The sequence below is a fragment of the Muribaculum sp. genome (assembly GCF_029051885.1).
GTDB lineage: Bacteria > Bacteroidota > Bacteroidia > Bacteroidales > Muribaculaceae > Muribaculum.
In genome coordinates this window covers 1-1,800 of the sequence record NZ_JAIDKI010000153.1, presented here as the reverse complement: position 1 = coordinate 1,800, position 1,800 = coordinate 1, and the positions used below count along the sequence as shown (strand labels likewise).

Below are 1,800 nucleotides of genomic sequence, written 5' to 3'. Positions count from 1 at the left end.
TCCTTCGTCACATGTCGAAAATCGTCTCAAGCTATACGACCCTGGCGGCAACATTTATTATTAAACAAGCTCTAATACTTTTCCGCTACTTAAGAATGCGGAATTAAATATTAATAAGTAACTTTGCAGGGCAGCCGAATGAATTGTCGGGCTGCCCTGTTTTGTGTAGAGTAGGGGCGTATTCTGTTGTACCTGCAAATACACAAAATCGTCATTAGGCAACCGATAGCCCCTGTGCGGCTGGCGCAGAGTTTATAGGGTGCATATAAATCTATTAGTAGCTATCTGATTATATTTTTCTTGTATATGGCACAGAAACCGTCGATACCCAAAGGTACGCGCGATTTTTCTCCTGTAGAGATGGCGCGTCGCAATTATATATTCGATACTATCCGCGAAGTATTCCGCCTTTATGGATTCAGGCAGATAGAGACCCCGGCTATGGAAAACCTGTCGACACTGATGGGAAAATATGGCGAGGAGGGTGATAAACTTCTGTTTAAGATACTTAATTCAGGCAACTATCTGAAAGGGGCTGAGCGCGATTTGCTTAATGCCGAGGAGCCTTCCGGACGTCTTACCTCTCAGCTTTGTGAGAAAGGGCTGCGCTACGACCTTACAGTGCCATTCGCACGTTATGTCGTTATGCATCGCAATGAATTGCAATTGCCGTTCAAGCGGTTCCAGATTCAGCCGGTATGGCGTGCCGACCGTCCTCAGAAAGGACGTTATCGCGAATTCTATCAGTGTGATGCCGATATTGTTGGTTCTGACTCGCTGGTCAATGAGATTGAACTGTTGCAGATTATTGACGAGGTGTTCTCAAGGTTGGGAATACGTATAGCCATCAAGCTCAACAATCGTAAAGTGCTTGCCGGTATCGCCGAACTTATTGGTGCCCCTGACAAACTGATAGATATTACAGTAGCTATCGATAAGATTGATAAAATCGGCATCGACAACGTAGTGGCCGAACTGCGTGAACGTGGATTGTCGGATGATGCCGTTGAAAGACTTCGCCCGATACTTGCGATTTCCGGTTCGCTTGATGAACGCCTGTCAGCGCTGTCATCTTTGCTGGCTGATTCGCCTGTAGGAGCTGCCGGTGTCGACGAACTGCGTGTCGTTACTGCTGGTGTGACTGCTCTTGGTCTGAAGGCACAGCTCGACCTTGATGTGTCGCTTGCACGAGGACTCAACTATTACACCGGCACTATTATAGAAGTAAAGGCTCTTGATGTGCAGATTGGATCTATCACCGGTGGCGGACGTTATGACAACCTTACCGGGGTATTTGGCATGTCAGGTCTGTCGGGAGTCGGCATTTCGTTTGGTGCCGATCGCATATATGATGTCCTCAACACTCTTGACCTGTATCCAGAGAATACATCGGCTGCATCTAAAGTCATTTTCCTTAATCTTGGCGCGGGTGAATCTGCGGCATCTCTTAAGGCTGCAAAGATGCTTCGTGGCGCCGGTATCGCCGCAGAGGTTTATCCCGATTCGGTGAAGATGAAAAAACAGATGGCTTATGCCGATGCAATGCGCATACCTTTTGTCGCCATCATCGGCGAGACAGAACTTGAGGCAGGTACTGTGACGCTGAAGGACATGGAGGCCGGCACCCAGGAGTCGGTTGCCATGGCCGACCTTGTTGCACGGCTGTCGTAGTTGAATGGTATGACAATGCTCCCTTTCACTCTTAAGTTGCGTGGCCGCATAGTCGGGTTTGACCGTCCGCAGATAATGGGGATAGTCAACGTCACCCCCGACTCGTTCTATGCCGGTTCGCGTACCGAC

1 protein-coding gene is annotated in these 1,800 nt (G+C 48.7%); it reads left to right on the top strand.

Annotated features, from left to right (window positions below):
* The first annotated feature begins 306 nt into the window (after window positions 1-306).
* Window positions 307-1,671, top strand: coding sequence for a histidine--tRNA ligase (gene hisS, locus K2I50_RS06525; protein ID WP_301025418.1), 1,365 nt, complete (start codon window positions 307-309; stop codon window positions 1,669-1,671).
* The last annotated feature ends 129 nt before the right edge of the window (window positions 1,672-1,800 follow it).